This window comes from Paenibacillus sp. FSL L8-0340, assembly GCF_038593145.1.
Taxonomy (GTDB): domain Bacteria; phylum Bacillota; class Bacilli; order Paenibacillales; family Paenibacillaceae; genus Paenibacillus_AQ.
Map to the genome: position 1 here is coordinate 3893949 of NZ_CP151967.1, position 23830 is coordinate 3917778.

Consider the following 23830-nt stretch of genomic DNA (forward strand, 5'->3'; position numbering starts at 1 on the left):
TTCTGTGTAGAGGCTGTACCGAATATTCCGGCCATGCTGGCGCAGGGACAAAAAAGATCAAGTGGAGTTTGAGGAATAGGGGGAGTGTACATGGGTAATTCTGTGTTGTATCAACCAGGAGACGGGTATCTGGCCTGGCTGCAGTACCGCCGGATCACAACGGGAGCAAATGTTGATCAATATGCGGCATACAATCATCTTGTTGTGACTGAGCAGGATGATGTTGTTATTCGTTCTGCAGTGGACGAGCTGACTCAAGGCATGGAAAGATTCACAGGGAGAAAAGTATCCATCTCTGGAAAAACAGAGACAACTCCCAGTATCATTATAGGAACCTTCGGAACTGGCTTAGCGATAGATGAATCATTCAGCACTGGTGTAAGCGGTGCTGTTAAGGCAGAGGGTTATGCGCTTCAAACGGACAGCATTACCGGTAATATCGCCATCGGAGCAGCTACTCCCGCAGGTGTATTATATGGAGTGTTCCATCTGCTGCGAATCATGGGTACAGGGGGCTCTGTGCAGAATTTGAATATTTTAGAGAACCCTGTCAATCAGCTGCGTATGATCAACCAGTGGGATAATATGGACGGGAGTGTGGAACGGGGCTATGCCGGGGAATCAATTTTTTATGAAGATAACCGGGTAATAAGCAATCTTCAGCGTATTCAGGATTACGCCCGACTGCTGGCCTCCAGCGGAATCAATGCGATCGCCATCAATAATGTGAATGTCCACCGGGTGGAGAGCAGGCTGCTAACAGAATTCCTGCCGGACGTGGCGAAGCTGGCAGCTATTTTCCGCAGCTATGCCATCAAGCTGTTTCTGAGTATTAATTATGCTAGTACCATAGAGCTCGGCGGTCTCTTAACGGCAGATCCATTGGATTCCAACGTTCGTGAATGGTGGAGCGCGGCAGCGTCGGAAATATATGCAGCAATACCTGATTTTGGAGGATTCCTGGTAAAGGCCGATTCGGAGAACCGGCCGGGACCGTTCACCTATGGAAGAGATCACGCCGACGGGGCCAATATGCTGGCTGAAGCGTTGAAGCCGCATGGCGGAATTGTAATCTGGCGATGTTTTGTATATAACTGCAAGCAGGATTGGCGCGACCGTACCACGGATCGGGCGCGGGCAGCCTATGATCATTTCCAGCCGCTGGATGGACGCTTCATGGACAATGTCATTTTGCAGGTGAAGAATGGACCGATTGACTTTCAGGTGAGAGAGCCAGTCTCGCCGCTGCTAGGTGCTATGCCGAAGACGAATCAGGTAATCGAATTTCAGATTGCCCAGGAGTATACCGGCCAGCAGCGTCATGTGTGCTACCTGATACCCCAGTGGAAGAAGATTATGAACTTTGATACGCAGCTCCAAGGAGAAGGAACTACTGTCCAGCACATTGTGGAAGGAGATGTTCACGGCAATCCTTACAGCGGCTTTGCAGCCGTCTCGAATATTGGAAATGACAGAAATTGGACGGGACATCTGCTGGCACAGGCGAATCTGTTCGGTTACGGCCGTCTGGCCTGGAATCCGGAGCTGTCTGCTGAGAAAATTGCTGTGGAATGGATTACGCTAACCTTTGGCAACAATGAGCTTCTGCTTCAGACCATACTAGACATCCTAATGAACTCCTGGGAGATTTATGAATCGTATACTGCCCCGCTAGGCGTTGGGTTTATGGTCAATCCTGACCATCACTACGGCCCTAATGTGGATGGATATGAATATTCAATGTGGGGCACCTATCACTTCGCAGACAGTTATGGTATAGGTGTGGACCGTACTACTGCAACAGGAACCGGGTATACCTCCCAATATGCCCTTATTAACATGGAACTGTACGAGTCGCTCGAGAGCTGCCCGGATGAACTGCTGCTTTTCTTCCACCATGTCCCATATACCCATGTGCTTCATTCTGGCAAAACTGTGATTCAGCATATTTACGACACACATTTTGAAGGCGCGAAGCGGGCAGCTGGATTGTTAGACGCCTGGAAGCTAGTCAAAGGACATATGGATGAACTTGCGTACCAGCATGTAGCAAACCGTCTTGAGGAGCAGGCTGAGCATGCTAAGGAGTGGCGGGATAGAATCAATACGTACTTCCTCCGGAAGAGCGGCATTGCTGACCAATGGGGAAGAACAATTTATTAATGATTCATGTAAACGGGAAGCGGTGAATGCCGCTTCTTTTTTTAAAGTATAAGAATTTATATGCTTCACGCTATAAATTATCCTTCTATTTCTCGCTGAAACGGATACCGTCCTTTTGAGGACGGCGAAGCCGTTTCCACTTGTCGTTATATTTTGAAAGAATTCGAGCATTCCCCTCCTTTAGCGGATGATATGCGGATTATATACTTAAAGTATAAAAATTAACCACAAGAGGTGACCACAGATGAACCGTTCCATAGCCACTATAGCCCACTCTGCTGCGAAGACGAAAAAAAGCTCATACTTTCGAAGCAGATGGAACGCTCCGCTTGCAGGCTATTTATTTATTTCGCCCTGGCTGATCGGATTTCTAGCGCTTACGGCATATCCGTTATTTTTATCACTGTACTATTCGTTTACCGACTACACTTTAATGCAGCCTATGAAGTGGGTTGGGACCCGCAATTATGAGCGTATTTTTACAGCGGATCCTAAATTCATCCAATCTGCTAAGGTAACCTTCACTTATGTGCTGGCTTCTGTACCTTTGAAGCTTATAGCGGCCCTCTTTGTCGCTATGATACTCAGCAAGGCGGTAAAAGGAATCAGCTTCTACCGTACGGCGATCTATTTTCCATCACTTATCGGAGGAAGTATCGGGGTATCGCTGCTCTGGCGCAACATTTTTGGTGTAGACGGGGTCTTTAACAAACTGATTGGCGTGTTCGGCTTTGAAGGGAAGGGCTGGATTACAAGTCCCGATACGGCACTTGCCACGCTGATTCTGCTGACGGTCTGGCAATTCGGCTCCACCATGGTTATTTTCCTGGCCGGCCTGAAGCAAATTCCTAATGATCTGTACGAGGCTTCTTCTGTGGACGGGGCCAATAAAGTAACTCAATTCTTCAAAATCACATTGCCGATGCTTTCACCGATTCTTTATTTCAACCTAATTATGGCAGTTATTGGAGCCTTCCAAATGTTCACTTCCGCATTTGTGATTACGAACGGCGGGCCGATGAACTCCACTTATGTGTATGCGATGTACTTGTATGAACGGGCATTCAGCCGTTACGAGCTGGGGTATGCTTCAGCACTTGCCTGGATTATGCTGGTCGGAATTATTGCAGCCACTGTACTGATTTCTTACACCTCGAAGTATTGGGTATTCTATGAAACAGACACTGGAGGGAAAAAACGCAAATGACAACACTAAAATTGAAGCCTGCGTTTCGCCATCTGTTCATGATACTCTTCAGTTTCATTATGGTTTACCCGGTTATCTGGTGGATCGGTGCATCACTGAAACACAGTACAGAGCTTGGCTCGCCGTCGATTTTTCCAGCTGTCCCGCAATGGAGCAACTTCACAAAAGGCTGGAGTTCGGTTCCAGGACATACGTTTACAGATTTCTATCTCAATACCTTCGGACTTGAGTTTGCCGTAATCGTCGCAACACTGTTATCCTGCACACTCGTTGCCTTCGGTTTTGCGAGATTGGATTTTCCGTTGAAGAATTTCTGGTTCTCCATCCTGATGCTGACCTTAATGATGCCTGGACAAGTGCTAATCATCCCTCAATACGCATTGTTCTACCAGCTTGGCTGGGTGAATACGTATCTCCCGTTTATTGTCCCCCATTTGCTTGCCGGTGGGGCAGGCGGCAGTTTCTTCGTCTTCCTCCTGATTCAATTTATACGCGGTGTTCCCAGAGAACTTGACGAATCGGCCAAAATTGACGGGTGTTCCTGGTTCGGTATCTTTTGGAGGGTTGTTATGCCTCTCGCCTTTCCTGCGATTGTTACGGTGACAATTTTCTGCTTCCTGTGGAATTGGGACGATTTCCTGGGTCATCTCCTGTACATCAACAGCGTGGACAAGTATACTGTTGGACTCGCGCTGCGTATGATCAATGACTCGCAATCAGCGGCGGAGTGGGGTCAACTGCTTGCCATGTCACTAGTGTCAATTCTTCCAGCAACTATTGTCTTCATGTTCCTTCAGAAGTACTTTGTTGAAGGGATTGCAACAACTGGAATAAAAGGATAAGATGCAAGTGGAAACAGCTTTTCCGTCATCAAAAGGACGGTATCTGTTTCAGCGAGAAATAGAAGGATAATTTATAGCGTGAAACATATAAATTCTTATCTTTTTAAAAAACTTCAGTCCGTTAACGGTAAAGCTTCGAATACCCTTCGCAGCTTTACCGTTTATTGTGTCTGAACCGGAGTTGAAGGAAGGTAGAGCGTTTGATCAATCCCTATAAAAAATATAGAATTGACCGTCTATTTTTTCATAGCTTTGCCATAGTGCTTATAGTAGTAATTGGTGTTACCGCAGGGACAAGCTACAGCAATTCTTCAAAGGCATTGGTACAGACCACCTCGCATTACCAGCAACAGCTGCTTGATGAGTTGAATAATGAAATTACGACCAGGTTGGTCATGATCGAACAAATTTCACTGTCCAGCTCCCGTGACAGCGAGCTGATCAACTTTCTTCTGAACAGGCAGGATGAATTTGAGAGGTATCGCAGGCGTGCGGGTGTAGAAAGCGCACTCGCGAATTTGACCTATGCCATTCCTCTGATTCAAGGAATTGACCTGTATATGGATAATCCTATCCTGAGTGAGCGGCAAAACTACATTCAGTTCCGGAACCTTGCGGATCTTAACAAGCAGGAAGGGGCCGAATGTCTGGCGAAGAGCGATTTCTGCTGGTCCAAGGAGTATAATTACCCCAGTGTGCAAGGCGATATCCCTGTTCTTAGCTTTTTCAGAAAAATAGTCTACGAGAATGACTATCTGGGAGTCCTTAAGGTCCACATTAAAGCCGACGAAATACGCAAACTATTAAAAGGAAATTCCGACGGATCAAACCGGATCATGGCTAGTAGCGAAGGCCAGCAAATTATGAAAATAGGCGATGCGCTGGACCAGAACGACTGGTCCCAGTGGATTGATCTGAAAAGTAACAAATCCGGGTATGTCCATATTCCGGCAAAAGATGGATCGCGTGATACACTGCTCGTCTACTCCAGAATGGATAATTCCATCTGGACACTAATTGAATTTACGTCTTGGAAACAGATCACGGCAAGCAGCCTGAAGCTGGCAGAATGGATCGGTTTAATTGGTATTGCCGCAGTGCTGCTGGTACTGCTCTTGACCCACTTTTTAAGCAAGCAATTTACCAAGCCGATCAAAAAGCTCGTAACTGCGATGCGGCTGTATTCCGTAGGAGGCGACAATGTAGAACTTCCGGTGGATTATGAGAATGAATTCGGTTATTTATTCTCCGGTTACCGGAAGCAGAACGAACGGATTGAAGAACTGTATCTCTCCCTGGAGCGCCGTTATGAACAGCAGCGGAAAGCCGAAATTGAGGCACTTCAGGCTAATATCAATCCACACTTCCTATATAATATGCTGGATCAACTCAACTGGATGGCGATTGATGCCGGACAAGACGAACTAAGCCGTATTTTGGAGCTGATGGGACGTATGTTTCGGATCGGCTTGTCCAACGGCAACAGCTTTATCACAATAGCAGATGAACTGCTGCATATAGAGTGTTATCTGGAAATCCAGCAGCTGCGCTGGGGAGAAGGGCTTGAATACAGGATTGAGGCAGCGTCTGAGCTACAGGAGTTATACATTCCGAAGCTTACACTACAGCCGTTCGTGGAGAATTCTATCGTTCATGGATTCAATAAACAGAAAAGCGGCTATGTATCTATCGTAATGGAGAGAATGGGAGATGCTCTGCATATTGTCATTGAGGATAATGGTGCCGGACTCAAGCAGCCTGAAAACAGTTCCCATAACCGTCATACAGGAGGCTACGGTATACGTAATGTGAGAGAGAGAATTTCCGGTTACTTCGGGGAGAGTTATGGAATTACATTAAGAGAACGTGAAGAAGGTGGAACAAGAGTGGAAATAATGCTCCCGCTGCTGACAGATTCTCTAACCAAAAAGGACTGATCCCTAAGAGATAGATCCATGGTCAATATACAAACGCACATATTACTTTGGTAAGCGCTTCCGTTGGTAAGTGAAGCAGCCGTGCTTTCGTACTTATGGAGTTAAGGAGGTAAGCGTAATGTGGAAAATCGCAATCATAGATGATGAGCGCCAAGTCCTGAAGGGGATGAAACGGGCGATTCCCTGGGATGAGCTGGGAGCTGAGTGGGCTGGAGAAGCTATGAACGGAGAGGACGGACTGGAGGTAATCCGCCGTACCCTACCGGACATTGTGATCACTGATCTTTATATGCCCGTGATGAGCGGTCTGGATATGATGGAGCAGCTTAGAACGGAAGGATTCCAAGGTAAAATCATTATTCTGAGCGGTTATTCAGATTTTGAGCATGCGAGACAGGCTCTAAGGTTTCATGTGACCGACTATGTCTCTAAGCCAATCAGTCTGCCGACGTTAAAATCGATTCTAAGCAATGTCGTACAAGAACTTGAGGAAGAGGAAGAGAAGCGAATCAGGCAGTGGGAGATTGAGTTTAAAATGACGATGTATGAGCCTTTTGTTGAACTGGAGTGGGTTCGCTCCGCAGCTGTCGGTACCCTGGGCCATGCATACAGAGACAGCACTCCTCTCCCCCCGTCATATCTTTTTTGGCAGGAGCGCAAGCATGTCACTGTCGGAATCGAGCTGATCCGTGATGAACGAGCCAGATGTCTATCCGTCTCCGATTGGAACCTTTTCCGGTTTGCGGTCAGCAATATTGCTTGTGAAGTAGCGCGTAAGCTGTTCCCGGATCTGGAATACACAGAGCTGCACAGTACCAGAACATTACTGATTATTCATCCGGATGCAAGACAGCTCGAACAGTTAGAAGACAAGCTGGAAGAACTGGGAATCCGGCTGATTGACAGCATCGGCAGCTATCTCAAGCTGGTTACACGTATAGGAATCGGGGGAGTGAAGGATACATGGACCAAGCTTTCCGACTCGACAGAGGAAGCTTTCCGCGCGATGGATCAAAGAGCATTACGGGTCGCTTCCGCACATGAAGTGTATCTGTACCGGGAGAACAGCAGCAGCGAACCGGGAAGTGTCGCCCTTTTTCCGGTCAAGTTCTCGTATAAGCTAGCTACGGCAATGAAGGCATCTCAGGAAGCGGAAGCCCATCAGCTTGTGCTGGAATATATAATGGAAATGAAAAAGCAAGAGGGGATATCACAGGGATACGTACAAATGCTTGGAAGCGAGCTATGGGGAATTATAACCTATTCGTTGTATGAATCCGGCTTTGTACTGGATGACCTGTTCACCAATGACCAGATTGCCAAGGAGATCAGCAGCCTGATTGTACCGGACCAGCTGGCAAGCTGGCTTATGGACAAAATCACCAGGATCTGCAGCAACAGGCAATGGAAAGGAAGCAGTAAGCATCGGCAGGTTGTCGATTTCATGACCAGTTACATTCATGAGCACTATGCGGAAGAGCTGACACTCGCCGAGCTTTCGGATAAGGTATTCATTTCGCGGAACCACTTGTCTATTATTTTTAAAAATATTACTGGAGAAACCTTCAATAACTATCTGACCCGGGTGCGGATCGAGAAAGCGCGGGAGTTACTCATGGAGCGGAATATGCTGGTGTATGAGGTGGCGGAACGGGTCGGCTATAAGAACATTCCCTACTTCAGCACATTGTTCAAGAAAATAACCGGTATGAACCCTACAGAACTTATAAAAAGCTAACGCCCCAAAGGACAGCATGCTCTATAAACGGAGAGCAACAGCGACGTTTCTCCGGCAAGTACCTGGTTCTGTTTGATGCCTTGGGCCAGCGGAAGTGTTATAGAAGGCTTGGCCGGCGACTACTGGGAAGCAAACGTCAAGTAGCGTTGGTGATTATAAGTGACACGCACAATGAGGATGGGACTGACCCAAAAGCCATGAAAGCATGGTGGGAAGAAAACGAAGTTCAATTGGAAAAGCAACAACAATATGAAACTGAAGTGAAAACCGGACCGGGTAGGGGATTATCCCTATCCGGTCCGGTTATTTTTTTCATCCACTTTGTGCTCTTTCAGCAGATTGCAGGCAAGCGAAGGCTACACGGCTAAACGATCAAGGAACTTATAAGCGTCGCTATTAAACTTCCAAACAACACCAAATTTATCAACCAACATTCCGAAGCAGGAAGACCAAGGCATTTCTGATAACGGCATAATAATATAGCCTCCCACAGACAAATTGGAAAAGTAATTTTCCAGTGCCTGTTTATCATCAATAACGATACTAATCAGTAAATTGTTGCCTTTAACCAACTCGCCTGTTACTTTCTTCATCGAAGGCAGAATATCCGACATCATTATTTGTCCACCAGCGAATTCTAACGATGACTCCATAATCATGTTCAACTCATTTTCTGGCATAGGATAGTTTGGATCTTGTGGAAAATCCTTGAATTTCACTTTTTTTACTTTACTTGAATTCAGAGCTTCTGAATAAAACTCAATGACCTGCTCTGTATTCCCATCAAAGTTCAAATATGCAATAACTGACATGAAAAAACCTCCTTCTTGTAATACATGAAGTATAAGCTATAATAGGTGACAGCTATTTTGTCACCTATTATAGCTTTGGGATAATTTTTTTACCTTAAGAAGATTATCTGGGAGGGACAATATGAATAAAATTGAAAGACTAATATCTATAGTAATGATCTTGCTGCAAAAGAATGTTGTTTCCGCAACCGGATTTGCACAATTATTTAACGTGTCCAAAAGAACGATTCTACGTGATATGGAAACTCTCAGTTTGTCTAACATACCTATTTATTCTATAAATGGAGTTAAGGGGGGATACGGGATTATGGATGAATACAAATTAGACAAACGACTGCTAAGCAGTAAAGACTTACAAAATATCCTAACCGCACTGGGCGGATTGGGACAAATTCTATTTAGTGACGAAGTTGAGCTAACTCTTAAAAAAATTGAATCGATGATAGGCTCAGCAACCTGGAAAGGTTCAATTCACCTGTCATTTTATGAATGGGACGGTCGTTCTGAAATTCTTCAAATACTAAAGACTTGTCAAGAAGCAATAGTGCAAGGAAGATTACTTACATTCGATTATATAGATCGAAGTGGAGGGAAGACGAATAGAATGATCGAGCCATACCAGCTTCATTTTAGTGAAATGAGTTGGTATTTGAAGGGGTTTTGTTTAAATCGAATGGAATATCGGACTTTTAAATTGTCCAGAACGGATAATCTTAATATCGATATCAAAACATTTGTTCCTAGAGATTTTTTGACTGAGCAAAAAGCCGAACAACATTATCAACCGGAATTAATTACAATTAAAGCATTGATCTCGCATAGCATAAAAGATCACTTTATTGAAAGATACGGGCAGAAAAGAATTGAAGCCTATAATTCTGAATTTTTAATAGCCACAATAGATGTGCCGCAAAACCATATCGGATTCCGGTTTTTGGCTAGTTTTGGATCTGAATTAGAAATCATAGAGCCTCAAACATATGTTGAAGATTTTCGAGAGTTTCTAAGTGCCATGATAAAGAAATATGCCTAAAGAATCCCCATTGAGGCATTAATGCGCTTTCCTTGAAGTCTAATAAATAATACATACGGATTGACTCCCGGGGTTAACGCCTTTAAGCCTGTGAGAGTTCGTAAACGCAGGTACGATAGCTGAAATCAACGAAAACACAAAAAAACCATAGATCATATATGACCCATGGATTCGTATGTCATTTTTTCAAGACCTTATTCAACATCATAGCAAATCAGCAATTATAAGTCTATATTTTTTTTGAGAATTAATTTACCATCTTGTTATAAGATGATGAATGGAGATGGTGAAAATGCTCAAAGAAATATTTGTTAAGAATGCAATGACGTATGAATATCCGCCGGATGGAGGGATAGTACCGATTATTGACCCGTATGATGGATGTACAATTGGATGTCCTTATTGTTTCCAATTAGAAGATGAGACTTGGAATACTGACTTGAATGTTAAAGTTAATATTCCAGATGTTTTGCAAAAAGAACTTATTCAATGGAATAAAGAAGATACTGTGTACTTGGGTAGTAAGTGTGATCCCTATATGGAGATAGAACGGAAATACCAATTAACAAGAAAATGTTTACTTGAATTAAGTAAGTTAAACTTGAAATGTATGGTTACAACTAAAGCCGGATCAAAACTCATCTTTAGAGATATTGATGTAATAAAACCCATGGGGAACAAATTCACTTTACTTTTAGGATTAACTAACCTGCAACAGTTGAGTGAAATCGATGATTATACTCTTATGAGTAATATACAGACAGCAAATCAGTTACACCGAATGGGAATTACTGTATGGGTATTTATTACTCCGATTTTACCTGGTATTACTGATATAGATTCAATGATTAACGCAATAGATCAAGACATTCCTATATTTTTGGATAAGGTTAGATTAAAACGAAACACTAGACCAGCACTAAGGTTGGAACGTTTCATCGACAATCATTACCCTCATTTAATTACGACTTACAAAGACATAATCTATAATAATACGGATGTTTACTATGAAGATATCAAAGAAAAGTGGGGTAAAACTGAGAGAGTAAAGTTTGTATTCGAGTCAAGTAATTCAACCGGCTAAGGGTAGTCTTTATGAGAACGATTGGTTATGTACTAATAATACTTTTTATTATTTTCCTTTTATCTGCTTGTAATAGTAGCAATGTTAATTCCAGTGACTTCCATCCTTCTTCCAAATCCGATGTGTAGCAACCCACACCAGTGAGCCGCCTTCAGAAGAAATAAAAGTAGAAGAAAAACCATTGAAGGATATTAATACATTAATACCTTTTGGATGGAGAGTACTAATTCAAGATGATGAACCTGTTACAACAGAAGGTGATTTAAATAAAGATGGAATTACGGATATTGCAATGATAATTGAGCAACTACAACCTAATACAGAAGAGGCACCTGAACGGTCCTTACTAATAGCGTTTGGAACAAATGATTCCTACTATTTCAAGATAATGAATGGTATTTGATCGGGGTGACGATGGGAGAGTACTTTTCTGGAAATGCAAGTCAAGAAGAAGCAAATGAACAAGATTATAACTTATTAACTGGAGATTATATTATCAAGAAAACAAATGAAGGTGGGGCTTGTACAACTGCCCGGGATGATGACCGGGATGATTATTTCTGGAGCCAATCCGGTCATAGCCGTGCGTTTTTAGCAGCTATTCACCTTAGAAGGTTGGTAACATCTCTTTTACTCAAGAATGCCGGTATCTACAATTTTAATCTCTACTTTAGGATGGAATCGTACTTTACGATAATCCTTAGACCAATTTTTCTCCTTCCAGACATTGTGATGATAAGCAATAAGCTTTCTCCCCACACCAAAGATATCACAGTTAGCCTTTTGGACTTCTTCCACAACCGATTCAGCTTCCTTTGTGAGAATTTCCGAAAATGCTTGATTTATTTTTTGAAGATCTTTTTCTTTTAGCAAACGCTCTCCGGGAAACTCTTCTACGACGGCTTGAAGTTTTAATTCCAAATTGACTTCAACACTTTCGTCAGCAGAAACCGATACCTTGAATTTCCGTTTCACTTTTTTCAAACCTACATTAATGGTAATGTACTCCTGTATATTATCCGGATAGCCCAGATCAATTTTCTTTGTAAATCGCGCATTTTTTCCCTTTTGCCCCATCATTAGGACTAGTAAGATTGACTGATCCGGGTTCGTCATCCCACTATAATACTGATCATTAAAGAGGGCCAATCCTTTCGTGATAATCTCATTGCCTTCTATAGCTATATAGGGAAGAGCAAAGTCCTGTCCAGGATCCTTCAGGAACCGGAACACGGTATCTAATGTTTCTTTTGGAAATACACTCATTTCCTCAAGACTTTCAATCTTTTGTGTAATGAAATCGCCAATCTTTAATTCCCCAACCATCTTTTGTTCAAGAATGTCGGAGGCATTTCCTTCGGCTATAATTACCCTAACGTTGGATGTCGGGTTGGTTGGATCCCTAAAGTTCACATCCAAATTAGAGTAAAGGCCTTGCTTTGCCACTGACTTTCCAAGTAATTGAAAACCATTTTTAAGAAATCTTATGTTTCCCCTCACCCGATTACGCATCTCATTGCTGGCACTACGCAGGTTATGTCCATAACTCGTATGAATTTCGTTCGTAGTGGATTTTTGCTCAATATCAGGCGGAATGATTAATTCCACAGTTTCTTTTATCATTCCATTTTCAGTTACATCAAACCCCGCACTGTAGGCTAGATGTAAGTCTTTCAAATATTCCCGGTCCCAGCATCCGGTGAGGCTGAGGGGGGAAAGAATAATCAGCACCGATAGCATAACCTTTCCTAATTTCACGTACCATCTCATGCAAGGCCACTTCCTTTTCTCTTTATCATTAGAGAAATGATTAACATTACCAGCGGGAGCCCACCAATAAAGAAATAGGCAGCATATGTAGAGGCTGTATCCAGTAGATGAATGCCAACAGAAGTTACTGGCGCAAGCGCGATTATAAATGTAGTGATTTTCACAAATGGAGTAAAATTCCGATGGCTTTTTCGTCTCAGTAAAGCACTGAGCCCCATGGACGCTGCATAGCAATAGCTTACGATAGAACATACAAGGGTTATGGCCCAGATCGGCAAAAACAAGATATCTGCACGGTCTACAATGAAAAAGCTTAGAGATTTCATTAAGTAAATGACCGGTTCGGGAATCATTTTGATTTGCTCGGAGTTAAAGAACATCAGACAGGTAGAGACCACAAAGAAATAGAATAGGGTCACAAACAAGTTAGAGAGACTGACTGTTATCAATTTTTGTTTATCTGTACCTTCAGACAGCGGGTAGATGATCAGCATTAATTCGAAACCATACATAGATATGGTTGTTTCCTTTGCTCCTTTTACGATATTCCAGAAGCCTTTTTCCAATAGCGGTAACATATTTTCCAGATGGGCTTGAGTTAATCCATAAATGATAAATAAAAATAGTGGAATAAAAAGCACGGATGCCAGCGTATAAAATCTTGCCAATACTGTCAGCTTTTCTCTTGAGAGGTAGAGAGTCATGATAGAAAAAAGAGCTAGTACAGCCCATCTTGGCGTAGTTTGCAGCATCCATCTCCGGAGCACCTCAACGGCACTAAGCATAATATTAGAGCCAAGCAGAATAAAGTAACCAATATACAGAATAATCAATAGACTGCCAATAATCGGGCCTGCAAGTTTCATGCAAATACCGAATAGGTTAAGTCCGGGGAATTTCTTCAGCAGGACCCACAGAAGAATGATGACAAGTTGGGTAATAACCCCTGCAACTAAAACAGAAAGTCCACCTCCACCTTTGGCAGTTTCGTTAAGTTTGTTAGGAAGAGACAGAATACCAACACCGATTTGGGCTTGAATAATAAAAAGGAAGAGTTGTCCCCTTGTGATCATTTTTTCTTTTTGAGCCACCGTATCAACTCCTGTAAGTACTATGTAGATTAATGATCATTTATCCGTTTTTGGGTTGCTTGAACTCTTTCGGATGGACCAAATTGGAAAGCGTACGAAGGTATCTTTCAGGCCTTGAAATTTCAACGGACTTAATGGTCTCAGGTAGGTTTGCCCAAACGATTCTAGCTTGCACAAATGTATGAAAATGAGTGTTAACCCAAATGATATCCCAATATATCCGAATAATGAGGCAGCAATCATCAATGGAAACCGCATAAACCGGATAGCAGAGCTCATTTCGTTGGAAGGGATAAGAAAAGATGCAATGGCAGTCAACGCAACAACAATAATCATCGAATAAGAAACCAATCCCGCCTTAACAATTGCATCCCCGATAACCAACCCCCCAACAATCCCAATAGTTTGACCTACACGACTGGGCAGACGTAGTCCTGCTTCCCGTAGCAGTTCGAATATAAGTTCAAGCAGCATCGCTTCAATCAGCGGAGGGAAAGGGACCCGGGTCAATAAACCTTGAATCGAAAAGAACAATTGCAAGGGAAGGACATTGGAGTGGAAAGAAACGGTGGCAATGTAGAGCGCTGGCAACTGAAATGCTGTTACAAAGCCGATCAGACGGATAAACCGGACAAAAGAAGCGATCATCCATCTATTGTTATAGTCATCCGGTGTCTGATAAAAGCTGAAAAAGCTCGCCGGCAAAATCAGAGCTGTAGGGTCCCCATCCAGCAGTATAGCCACATATCCATCCAGCAAATAAGCTGAGGTATGGTCCGGACGCTCCGTATTGATTAGTTGTGGAAATATGGAGAAGGAGTTATCCTCCGTTAATTCCTGAATAAAGCCAGTGGAGATTATCCAATCGAGCGAAATTTTCTTTATCCTTGATTCTACAATTTTTATCAATTCTGGGTTGGCCATATTCTCCATATAGACTAAGCCTACCTGCTTGGGGGCGAATTTCCCAAGTGTGAAGTAGCGGACAATAAGGTTTGGGGAGGCGATTTGTTTCCGAATCAGGTATAAGTTAACCTTCATCTGTTCAATAAAACCGTTGTGAGGTCCCCGAATAACCCCTTCATTCTCAGGTTCGCTAATGCTTCGTTCATATTTGGCAGGAGTGAAGAGGACATAAAATTCAGACATTCCTTCTAAAAAATAAAGACAGCTTCCTTCAAGAAGTCCCTGAATGCCTTGGTTTAGTTCTGTTTCCAAACTGAAACTAAGTGTTGTGAAAAGCTCAGAAAGGTCTTTGTCCTGATTACGGCTAAAAGGAACAATCACGTTCCGTTCAATCAATTCCGTGTCAGTGAGGGACTCCAGATAAAAGACCAACCCTTCCCTTCCCTGAAAGGATAAGCTTCTTTTTTTGAGGTCACTTGTATAGAATAGTGCTGCTTCGATATAATCGGAGTTTTGATCTACAGAAGGAGATGAGGTCTGAGTTTGGTTAGTCATTATAAGGCGCTCAACTTTCGATTAGTTTTGCGGTTAACGTTCCCGAATGATTTGCAGAATATTCCTGACGGGAACTTTAATGTGCGATATAGAAGAATATTGGGGATGATGTTGAGCCAGCAGACGTTTCTGTTTTGTTTTCCTAAGGACATGAAGTGGAGCAAAAATGAGCAAATCATCGATCGCTTAAGAGTAATACCATAGAATGCGCATTCATTCGCGAAGTGGTGGCATTTTGGGCTTCATTTGCCATCCGCAACGTTTTACATTAAATGGTCACAGGCGTAAGATTCAAATCAACAACCGAATGTAATATAACTGTTCTCAAATGGCTGAATTCCGATAATGGGAACGGGGGAACCAATGGTGAATGTGGCTTTTGCTCAGATAGCTGCCGCTCACTTGGGGTGAATCCTTGCTGCGTGCTGAAAAGCCGCTTCTTACAAGGTAGGGCAATCTCGCTGCCCGAATCCGTCAGCTAACCCCGTAAGCCTCGAAGAGAGAGGATGAGCGCCATGATCGATTAACCGACCACGGAGAGCCCTGACGCTTCTGTGGTCTTTTTGCTGCGCATGCAGAAAGGGAAAACGATCTATATGAGAGTTTAGAAATCTTATAACAACGAAATTCAGAGTGATTAGGCACTATCTAAAATCCTTTAAAGGGGGGGATTGGTATCGTTACTGTATTTATCGTGTGCTTCTGGGTTGGATTGCTGCTTCTCCTTAGCGGCGGATTTCATGGGCATGGCCTGGCCGGTCATCTGCATGTGGGAGGTGGCGATGCTGGTGGTCCGGGCTTTGTGCCCATACTCCCTCTAATGGTGTTTGTCACGGTCTGGGGCGGCAGTGGTTATGTGCTTACCCGGTTCAGCGGAATGAATATACTTGCAGTGGTGCTGATCTGCACCGGGGTTGCCTTGCTGCTGGGCTGTCTGATATATGCGGTGCTGGCCCGGGTGATGACTCGGTATGACAGTAGCATGAATAAAATGGATTATGAGCAGGCGGGACAACTCGGGTACATCAGCATTTCTGCAGGGGATGGAGCAGTGGGAGAGATGAAATACGTGCTGCATGGAACGATGCGTTCCATTGGAGTACGGGCAGAAACCGGCCAGCAGCTCGCCAAGGGTGACAGGGTGATTATTTTGAAGGTGGATAAAGGATTAGCGGTAGTCACCCTCTTCGAGAGGGAAAACGAACAATTATAACTAACGGGGAGTGTCGAACCAAATGGTTATTCTTTATTTAATCTCGGCAATTGTTGTTGTTATCCTGCTGGCTTTGTTCAGTATCGTGAACGCTTATAAAAAGGTTCCGCCCAATCAGGCGATGATTGTATTCGGCCTCGGCGGAAAAAGAGTGGTTCAGGGCGGCGGGACGTTCGTCATTCCCGGCTTCCAGAACAATAAGACCATCTCTATGATGCTGATGAGCTTCGATGTCATCCCAGCGCAGGCAATGTTCTCCCGGCAGGGCATCAAGCTCAACCTGGAGGCGGTAGCCCAGATTAAGATTAAAAGCGATCCTACCGCTATACTTACTGCCAGTGAGCAGTTTATCGACAGGCCGGAAGAGGACCGTGAGACGATTATCCTGCATTCGGTGGAAGGCCATTTGCGCGGCTTGATCGGACAATTAACGGTAGAATCCATTCTAAAGACACCTGACGAAATCAACAGCAAGATGCGGGAGACCTGCTCGGAAGACCTCGACAAGATGGGGCTTGAGGTAGTCAGCTTCACCATTAAGAAAATTACTGACGACAAAGGGTATATCGACAATATGGGGGTTCCGGAAATTGAGCGCATCCGCCGCGATGCCAGCATCGCCAAGGCGGAAGCAGAACGCGACATTCAGATCAAACAAGCCGAGGCGGAGAAGGAATCCGCCATTGCCAAAGCCAATGCACATCAGGCTACCATTGAAGCTGGAACCGCAGCCCGCGCCAAGGAATCTCTGTTCGAGAAGGATTTGAACATTAAGCAGGCAGACTTTAAGCTGGAAACTGAAGTGAAAAAAGCACAGGCGGATCTTGCGTACGAATTGCAGCAGAACAAAATTAAGCAGTCGCTGGTTACCGAACAGGTCAAGATTACGCAGATGGAAGCGGAGGCCAATAGGACCGTCCGGGAAATCGAAGTTGAGCTGAGACAGAAGGAGCTGGAGGCCACGGTGATCAAGCCTGCTGAGGCGGAGAACCAGGCTACGATCATGAGAGCGGAAGCGGCTAAGCAGCGGAAAATTCTTGAGGCTGAAGCAGAGGCGGCCACAATGACCAAACGGGGGCTGGCAACAGCGGAAGCAGAACTGGCGAAGGGAAAAGCCAACGCGGAAATTGTTCAGCTGGCCGGAGCAGCGGAAGCGGGGGCACTGGAGAAGAAAGCTGAAGCGTACAAACAGTTCACGCAAGCCGCCCTTATAGTGGAATTCTTGAAGGTTCTGCCAGAGCTGGCTGATAAAATCGCTTCCCCGCTGGCCAAGGTCGATAAGATTACAGTGATTTCCCAGGATGGAGCTTCATCCGGCATAAACAAAATTACCGGCGATATCGCCAAAATCATGGCCCAGGTTCCTGAATTGACACAGACGCTTACCGGTATGAACGTGACAGAGGCTCTCAGCGGGCTACTCGGCCGGGATAAAGAGCAATAATTCTAAATTTCCTTGCATAAGCACCTCTCTATTATGGAAAACTTCTGTAGTGCGAATAAACAGCATGATTCCGTTTTTGGAGACTTATTTTGATTTCCTAGGAGGTTAATTATGACAAATCAGGATCCGCAGGAGCTTCTTAAGCGAAAACACGAAATGGATGAGCAAAAAAGGCAGTTCACAAATTTTTCCCGAAGTGTTTGCGGCCACGGTGAGTTAGAAGCAGGGCAGGAGTTCAGTACTGACCGGGTGCCTGACGATCAAAACCGTATGAAATCTGTTGAGAACAAACGTGATTGATAAAGCTATAAAAATAAGCCGATCCTTTTCTGGATCGGCTTTTCGTTGTCTAATGGATGAACCAGAGTTACCTTAAATAAATTTTCCACGAAACAGCTTTGTGATAGATATCTTTCATGATACAGTGAAAAAAGGGTGTAGCTTAACTTTAAAAACTTTCTTGAATTAAACTGAGGTGCTCAATGAATCGAATTTTAATGGTTGAAGATGATGATAATTTGGTGTTCGGTATTGATTATACTTTAACGAGTGAAGGATATACCGTTGTTATTGCCGGTAGCTTGGAAGAAGCAAGGAAGGTATTGAAAACAGACACAGTCGATTTAATCTTGTTGGATATAAATTTACCTGATGGTTCAGGGTATGACCTGTGTAGGGAAATCCGTACATTATCCCAGGTTCCGATCATATTCCTGACAGCTTTGGATGAGGAGACAAATGTTGTTGCTGGACTTGATTTGGGTGCAGATGATTATATGACCAAACCGCTCCGTACCAAAGAACTTCTCTCTAGAATAAAAGCCGTTTTAAGGCGCAATCATAAGCCCACGGATGAAGCGAATAGATGGATATCCAACGATATTGAAGTTCGAGTTCTAGAAGGAACTGTTCTTAAATACAATCAGGAACTTTTATTGACGGGGCTGGAATATCGATTGCTATTAATGTTAATGACTCACCCTAAGCAAATTTGCAGCAGAAGTATCATTCTTAACAGTCTGTGGGATATGTCAGGAGAATTCATTGATAACAACACCCTTTCGGTTCATATTAGAAGGTTAAGAGAGAAGATCGAGGATGTTCCTGCTGTACCGAGATACATCATTACCGTTCGAGGAGTCGGATATAAATGGAATGCAGATGTTGTAGGGAGATAAACCATGAATGAATTCTTCCGTAATCCAGAGTGGAAGTCTATTACTGTTAAAGCGATCGTATTACAAGTTATGTTAGCAGTAATCATGTTCTTTTATATGAGTTATCAAGTCAGTCAGATCAATAAGGCCGTGGTTAATCAGAATGCTGCATTGATTGGTTATGTTTTGAAGCAAGCTCCACAACTAGAAAATGAAATTATCCATTTTATCACTCAGGGTGCACAAGAAGATGAAATCGAAGAGGGAAAACGCAGCCTGGCTCAATATGCATACAAAGATGATATGCCCGTAAACAATCAACCTGTACTCTCGGATACCGCCTTACCCATGAAAACGGCAGCTCACGTTTTGCTTTTTAGTATTCCGTTTCTGCTGTTATTGGGATGGGAATACCGCAAAATATTTGATAAGATCCGAACCATAACCTTTGCAGCGGAGCAAGTTGTTGAACATCAGTTTGATCAACCGCTTCCGGAGAAGGATGAAGGCGACTTTGGTGCACTAGGACGAAACTTTAACGCGATGGCCGAAAGGTTACACAACAGTCTTCGGCAACTCCAACAAGAGAAATCGTTTCTACGAAACCTGCTTTCCGATATTTCGCATCAGCTCAAAACGCCGCTTGCATCCCTCATCGTTTTTAATGAAAATTTGCTGAATGATCCTCATATGAAGGAAGAAATGAGAACGAAATTTCTGGATCGAAGCCGTCAACAACTAGAGCGAATGGAATGGCTGATTATCAGTTTACTGAAGCTGGCACGGGTCGAAGCCGGAGCAATAACGTTCCAGATAGAACGAGTTCGAGTAAGAGCAATGATCGATCATGCTGTACATTCGTTGCGAATGTTATCCGAGCAAAGGAAGCAGAAGATTCACCTTCATGGTGGAGAAGATATGTATGTTTGGGCGGATGAAGAATGGCTAACAGAAGCCTTGATTAATTTGATTAAAAATGCACTGGAACATACGCCACTAGAGGGCGGAATTGATGTTACTTTAGAAAAAAATTCATTATTTCAGACAGTAATCATTCGAGATCAAGGAGAAGGCATTTCCCCAGAAGATTTGCCTCACATTTTTGAACGATTTTATAGAGGGAGAAACACGACAAAGCCGCAAAATCTTGGCATTGGCTTGTCCTTATCCAAGTCCATTATTGAAGAACAAGGCGGGATGATCACCGTTGTAAGTCAGTTAGGGCTAGGAACAGAATTTAGAGTTTCGTTTAATACCTGGGATAGTGGAGGAAGCTTACAATAACGTAAGCTTCCTCTTCACTGTAATGTAAGCTTCGATCTTTATAATAACAAACATACAAAGAGGCACATTAGCTCAGGAGGCAAACAGGTGGAAATACTAAAAACGATTAATTTATGCAAAACCTATGGAAGTGCAGAGGCAAAGGTTGAAGCTTTAAAAAATGTCAATTTCTCCGTTCAGCAGGGAGAATTTGTTGCCATTGTAGGAGCCAGCGGGTCAGGAAAAAGCACCTTAATGCATCTCCTAGGTGGAGTGGACCGCCCGTCTAGTGGACAAGTCATCATCGCTGGTACGGATCTTTATACCAAAAGTGAAGAGGAGCTCGCTATATTCCGAAGACGGAAAATAGGATTTATTTTTCAATCCTACAATCTGATCCCGGTCCTATCTACAGAGGAAAACATCAAATTACCAATGCTATTGGAGAACAAAAGGGTAGATGATAAGTATGTCCAGGAATTAATGGGTATATTAGGTCTGACTGAGCGAAGACATCATCTTCCATCCGAATTGTCAGGCGGACAGCAGCAAAGAACGGCGATTGGGCGTGCGTTAATTAATAAACCGTCGATTATTTTGGCAGATGAACCTACCGGAAATCTAGACAGTAAAAGCAGCAAGGACATTATGGATTTACTTACGTTTTCCGTTAAAAAATATAATCAGACCTTAATCATGATCACGCACGATTTGAATATTGCTAAAATCGCAGATCGAGTCGTAAGAATTGAAGACGGAGTCCTTCTACAGCCAGATGAGGTGAGTGAACGTTGAAAAGCTACACAGCTCTCACCGGAAAGTACTTGAAGGGACAGAAAAAAAGATCGCTGCTTACGATCTTCGGTATAATCTTGTCGGTTACGCTGCTTACATCCATTGGTACAATTGGGATGAGCTATTGGGATAAGTCAGTCAGACAAACCCTGCGGGACTTCGGAGATTATCACGTCTCTCTCAATGGTATTTCGGGAGAAGCGGTCCCAAAAGTCAAAAACAATGCTACCGTAAAAAGTGCAGGCGTCATCAGTAGAGAAGGATATGCTGTTATTAGGGCGTCAAAGGAGAAGGAAAAGAAGGAAGATCCGTTTGCCGCACCCTACCGGTACCTGAATGTCAAGCGATATGATGCGAATGCAATGCAAATGCTTCAGTCACAGCTAGACTCGGGCCGCCACCCGGAAAATTCGGATGAAATTATCCTCTCCACATCGAGTTTGAGTTATTTTTCAAAAAAACCAAAGCTTGGTGAAACGATTACGCTAAACCTTGGAATCCGGAAGGTATCGTCAACGGGTGAAGACAAGAAGATAAGCGGACTTGGCGATTTTGGTTGGGATCTCGACGAAGCCTTCCAAGCACAATCCCAAAAAGAATATACTGTTGTAGGCTTTATGAAGCCCTTAAGCACAGGGAGCTGGTCTTCCAGATACATCTTTCCTGCAATTACTTTCGATGATAACAAAAACATCGATAACAACAAAAATTACTTTATTTACGTCAAAATGAAATCTTTGAATGACATCAAAGAAAAGACGGCAGATTTGATGTCCTCTTTACAGCTGAATGATGTCGAACAAGGTTCTGCTATACAACTGGATAGGGAGAGCTATATTAAAAATGTAAGAATTGAGTACAATAATGAGCTGCTTAGATTGTATGGCAAAAGCATTTATGAAGGTGTGAATAACAGCTTAATCCTATCATTCGCTGCTGTCATTGCGATTATAATGATTTGTACGATTGCAATGATTTATAATATTTTTCATATTTCTGTACTGGAGCGGATTTCACAATTCGGTATGTTACGATGCATTGGAGCTACACCAGCCCAAATTCGCAAAATTGTGATGCAAGAAGCGGCCCTGCTGAGCTTGATCGGCATACCCATTGGGATTCTCACGGGAACTCTTTTTATGAAGATATTGTTTTACAATATCAGCTTGTTAACGTTAGGTTTTTTACATGATATGAGAATGGTCATTTCCGTACCGATTCTAATCTCCTCCGGTTTATTGGGCTTGCTGAGCGTATTCCTTTCCGCTGTTGGACCAGCTAAACAAGCAGCTCGCGTATCACCTCTTGAAGCCCTGAAAAATGTGGGAAGCACGAAGGTTGAAACTATCACTAAGGTCAGAAAGTCTCTGTTCGTTAATAAGCTGTTTGGCATCGTAGGGCAATTCGCCAGCAGAAACTTGCAACGGAACAAGAAACGTTTTCGGATTACAGCCTTTTCCATGATTATTAGTATTATTTTATTTATTGTCTTTAGTGGTTTGGTTGATTTCATGCAGCGAACAACACAGCTCTCAGGAGCGCAGTATTCTTATTCGCTTTCCTATGATGGTCCTTCAAAACGAATAGACAATACTGTGTATCGGGATGTTTCTAAGCTTGATGCTGTTCAACAAGCCTACAAATTTTACAGTAATCAAGTAGATGCAATCATCCCTAAAGATAAGATTAATCCCAAATATTATGGATTTCATAAGGAGCGATACGTCGTTGACGAAGGGGAAGGTTATCGAACAGATAATAATTTCCTTGTGTCCTACGGAGTCAATGGCTTAAATGCTCTGCAATCCAAGCTCACGGCCGGGAAGATTGACAAAGAGAAAATGGATCAAGAGAATGGTGTTATCGTCCAACAAAAAATAAAGATGATGACAGAAGAAGGCAAACAGCTAATTCTCGATCAAACCCAATTTAAGGTTGGAGATCACATCAAAATTCGAACAGTTGAAGGAAGTGATAAAGAATATCAAACTGTGACAGTGACCGGAATCGTCGATCAAGATTTGTTATCAAAGGAATATACTAGTAGCCATATTGTTACATTCATTACGACCCCACAAGTATACACCAATATTATGGGTAGCAATATTTACTCTAGAATTTTTATCCTTGCTAATTCCGATATATCAAATCATCCTATAACGGACTATCTTAAATCATTAACTGAGAAAGACGCTGGTTTTAACTACAATGATCGAGTGGCAGAGGTCGCTCAAGCTAAAAACGACGCAAAGACTTTTAGTATCTTGCTTTACGGTTTTATCGGTGTCATTGTTCTAATTGCTTTCTTGAACATTATCAATACAGTAAGCACGAATTTAATTCTTCGTACGAATGAATTTGCAACCCTCAAGGCCATCGGCATGACGCAGAAGGAAGTGAGGAAAATGATTATTTTAGAAAGCGTATTTTATGGATTGTTTGCCGCTGTAATAGGAACTATCCTAGGGACAGCGCTGGATTACGGAATACATCTTCTCTTCACCGGTGCTTTAGATGCAGAGTGGGTGTTCCCATGGTCCAGTATCGGGATCGCTTTCGCGGGTTCGCTGATCACAACGTTTCTCGCAACAATTAGTCCGATGTACAGGTTGAAGAAAGTAAATATCGTAGATGCTCTCCGGAGCGAGAATTAGGATCGGTTGGTTAAAAATAGTAACACAAAGCCAGCTATAAATAATGAATTTAAAACAGGCACCCTTTATCATACGGGGTGCCTGTATTTTGAAAATACAGCTGTCTTAGGAATCCCTAACTACAAATGTCCTAACGAAAGCGTTAGAAAAAAATACATTGTCTTTT

20 protein-coding genes, 1 pseudogene and 1 riboswitch are annotated in these 23830 nt (G+C 43.1%); of the genes and pseudogenes, 17 read left to right on the forward strand and 4 right to left on the reverse strand.

The window, feature by feature from the left end:
• Positions 1-90 precede the first annotated feature (90 nt).
• The 6 genes from NST07_RS17400 (at position 91) to NST07_RS17425 (ending at position 8255) form a co-directional block, all read left to right on the forward strand.
• Positions 91-2163 carry an alpha-glucuronidase family glycosyl hydrolase gene (locus NST07_RS17400; protein WP_341093340.1) on the forward strand — a complete coding sequence of 691 codons (2073 nt, stop codon included), beginning with the start codon at positions 91-93 and terminating at the stop codon, positions 2161-2163.
• A gap of 244 nt (positions 2164-2407) precedes the next feature.
• A complete protein-coding gene (locus tag NST07_RS17405) occupies positions 2408-3370 on the forward strand; it encodes a sugar ABC transporter permease (RefSeq protein WP_341093341.1) in 963 nt (320 codons plus the stop codon).
• The gene (locus tag NST07_RS17410) at positions 3367-4212 is read left to right on the forward strand and encodes a carbohydrate ABC transporter permease (protein WP_341093342.1); all 846 of its coding nucleotides are present in this window, start codon (positions 3367-3369) and stop codon (positions 4210-4212) included. Before NST07_RS17405 ends, NST07_RS17410 begins: the two co-directional genes overlap by 4 nt.
• Positions 4213-4412: 200 nt before the next feature.
• On the forward strand, positions 4413-6149 hold the full coding sequence (locus NST07_RS17415; RefSeq protein WP_341378708.1) for a sensor histidine kinase: 1737 nt from the start codon (positions 4413-4415) through the stop codon (positions 6147-6149).
• A gap of 118 nt (positions 6150-6267) precedes the next feature.
• Positions 6268-7887: a response regulator transcription factor gene (locus NST07_RS17420; protein WP_342479850.1), complete on the forward strand. Its 1620-nt coding sequence runs from the start codon at positions 6268-6270 to the stop codon at positions 7885-7887.
• A gap of 197 nt (positions 7888-8084) precedes the next feature.
• A complete protein-coding gene (locus NST07_RS17425) occupies positions 8085-8255 on the forward strand; it encodes a hypothetical protein (protein WP_341378710.1) in 171 nt (56 codons plus the stop codon).
• Here NST07_RS17425 and NST07_RS17430 read toward each other — a convergent pair.
• Complete coding sequence (locus NST07_RS17430) at positions 8244-8699, reverse strand: VOC family protein (RefSeq protein ID WP_341093346.1); 456 nt, start codon at positions 8697-8699, stop codon at positions 8244-8246. The two genes, NST07_RS17425 and NST07_RS17430, sit on opposite strands and share 12 nt — an antisense overlap.
• Before the next feature lie 121 nt (positions 8700-8820).
• Here NST07_RS17430 and NST07_RS17435 point away from each other — a divergent pair, with 121 nt between their 5' ends.
• The 4 genes and pseudogenes from NST07_RS17435 to NST07_RS17450 all read left to right on the forward strand — a co-directional run.
• On the forward strand, positions 8821-9732 hold the full coding sequence (locus NST07_RS17435; RefSeq protein ID WP_341093347.1) for a YafY family protein: 912 nt from the start codon (positions 8821-8823) through the stop codon (positions 9730-9732).
• Between the two features lie 292 nt (positions 9733-10024).
• Complete coding sequence (locus tag NST07_RS17440; protein WP_342479851.1) at positions 10025-10816, forward strand: hypothetical protein; 792 nt, start codon at positions 10025-10027, stop codon at positions 10814-10816.
• A gap of 181 nt (positions 10817-10997) precedes the next feature.
• Positions 10998-11219, forward strand: a complete 222-nt coding sequence (locus NST07_RS17445) for a hypothetical protein (RefSeq protein WP_342479852.1) — start codon at positions 10998-11000, stop codon at positions 11217-11219.
• A gap of 111 nt (positions 11220-11330) precedes the next feature.
• Positions 11331-11408, forward strand: a pseudogene (locus NST07_RS17450) (ABC transporter permease); the annotation flags it as partial.
• A 38-nt stretch (positions 11409-11446) separates the two neighbouring features.
• Here NST07_RS17450 and NST07_RS17455 read toward each other — a convergent pair.
• Genes NST07_RS17455 through NST07_RS17465 form a run of 3 tightly spaced genes read right to left on the reverse strand, consistent with a single transcriptional unit; the run spans position 11447 to position 15138 of the window.
• Positions 11447-12586: a Ger(x)C family spore germination protein gene (locus NST07_RS17455; RefSeq protein ID WP_342479853.1), complete on the reverse strand. Its 1140-nt coding sequence runs from the start codon at positions 12584-12586 to the stop codon at positions 11447-11449.
• Positions 12583-13677 (reverse strand): GerAB/ArcD/ProY family transporter, encoded by a 1095-nt coding sequence (locus NST07_RS17460; protein WP_342479854.1) that lies wholly within the window; start codon positions 13675-13677, stop codon positions 12583-12585. Before NST07_RS17460 ends, NST07_RS17455 begins: the two co-directional genes overlap by 4 nt.
• Before the next feature lie 36 nt (positions 13678-13713).
• Positions 13714-15138, reverse strand: coding sequence for a spore germination protein (locus tag NST07_RS17465; protein WP_341093352.1), 1425 nt, complete (start codon positions 15136-15138; stop codon positions 13714-13716).
• Between the two features lie 320 nt (positions 15139-15458).
• Positions 15459-15646, forward strand: a riboswitch (cyclic di-AMP (ydaO/yuaA leader).
• A 186-nt stretch (positions 15647-15832) separates the two neighbouring features.
• Here NST07_RS17465 and NST07_RS17470 point away from each other — a divergent pair.
• The 7 genes from NST07_RS17470 (at position 15833) to NST07_RS17500 (ending at position 23664) form a co-directional block, all read left to right on the forward strand.
• Positions 15833-16351, forward strand: coding sequence for a hypothetical protein (locus tag NST07_RS17470; protein ID WP_341093353.1), 519 nt, complete (start codon positions 15833-15835; stop codon positions 16349-16351).
• 22 nt (positions 16352-16373) lie between these two features.
• Positions 16374-17795 carry an SPFH domain-containing protein gene (locus NST07_RS17475; RefSeq protein WP_342479855.1) on the forward strand — a complete coding sequence of 474 codons (1422 nt, stop codon included), beginning with the start codon at positions 16374-16376 and terminating at the stop codon, positions 17793-17795.
• A gap of 111 nt (positions 17796-17906) precedes the next feature.
• Positions 17907-18095: a hypothetical protein gene (locus tag NST07_RS17480; RefSeq protein ID WP_341093355.1), complete on the forward strand. Its 189-nt coding sequence runs from the start codon at positions 17907-17909 to the stop codon at positions 18093-18095.
• A gap of 182 nt (positions 18096-18277) precedes the next feature.
• On the forward strand, positions 18278-18973 hold the full coding sequence (locus NST07_RS17485; protein WP_341093356.1) for a response regulator transcription factor: 696 nt from the start codon (positions 18278-18280) through the stop codon (positions 18971-18973).
• A gap of 3 nt (positions 18974-18976) precedes the next feature.
• Positions 18977-20236 (forward strand): HAMP domain-containing sensor histidine kinase, encoded by a 1260-nt coding sequence (locus NST07_RS17490; RefSeq protein ID WP_342479856.1) that lies wholly within the window; start codon positions 18977-18979, stop codon positions 20234-20236.
• An 87-nt stretch (positions 20237-20323) separates the two neighbouring features.
• A complete protein-coding gene (locus NST07_RS17495; protein ID WP_342479857.1) occupies positions 20324-21010 on the forward strand; it encodes an ABC transporter ATP-binding protein in 687 nt (228 codons plus the stop codon).
• A gap of 29 nt (positions 21011-21039) precedes the next feature.
• Positions 21040-23664 (forward strand): FtsX-like permease family protein, encoded by a 2625-nt coding sequence (locus tag NST07_RS17500; RefSeq protein ID WP_341097679.1) that lies wholly within the window; start codon positions 21040-21042, stop codon positions 23662-23664.
• Positions 23665-23830: the final 166 nt, after the last annotated feature.